The 664-nt window shown below is 69.1% G+C and carries 1 pseudogene; it reads right to left on the bottom strand.

Features of this window, described 5'->3' with window-relative positions:
* Positions 1 to 664 (bottom strand): annotated as a pseudogene (locus U9980_RS23265) (hypothetical protein); the annotation flags it as partial.

Below are 664 nucleotides of genomic sequence, written 5' to 3' on the forward strand. Positions count from 1 at the left end.
ACTCAGGGTGTCGCGTACGCGGGCGGACGAGACGGCGGTCAGGTCGTCGCAGAGCCCGAGAACAGTACGTGCCGCGGTGTCTGGATGCTGCCGGCGGAGTTGGATATCGGCCAGGCGGGTACCGATGAGCGCGCGGGTACGCCGTTCGTCGAGCGTGCGGGAGGCCACGGAAGCGGCGAGATGCGCCTCGGCACCAGGCAGGTCACCGAGCTGATACAGGGTCAACCCGACCTGATGCTCGAAACTCGGACGCCGGTAGTTCCCGATCCACTCGTGCTCGGGACGGGACTCGGCACGCTCCAGATCAGCCTCGGCCCGATGCAGCAGGCCACGGGCACGTCGCGAATCGTCGCCTGCTGTGGCCATCGCCTCCGCGGACATCCCCGTGATCCAGGCACGTGTGCGCGTCGGAGCCTGGGCGGGAAGATCCGCAGCGGCGGCGTTAGCGAGCGCGAGTCCGGCGCGGGCATGGCCCAGTTCCAGGGCCTGGACTGCCATGGACCGCAGCACGGTAGCCCGCATCAGCGGGTCCTCGGCTTCGTCCGCGAACCGTACCGCCTGCACGTAGTACCGCTGTGCGAGACCGGCTTTCCCGTCATCTGCCGCCATCCACCCCACCAGGTAGGTGACTTCTGCAGCGGCGACGAACAGCGCGGGACGGGCG

The organism is Protofrankia sp. Cr1 (assembly GCF_963555865.1).
Lineage (GTDB): Bacteria > Actinomycetota > Actinomycetes > Frankiales > Frankiaceae > Protofrankia.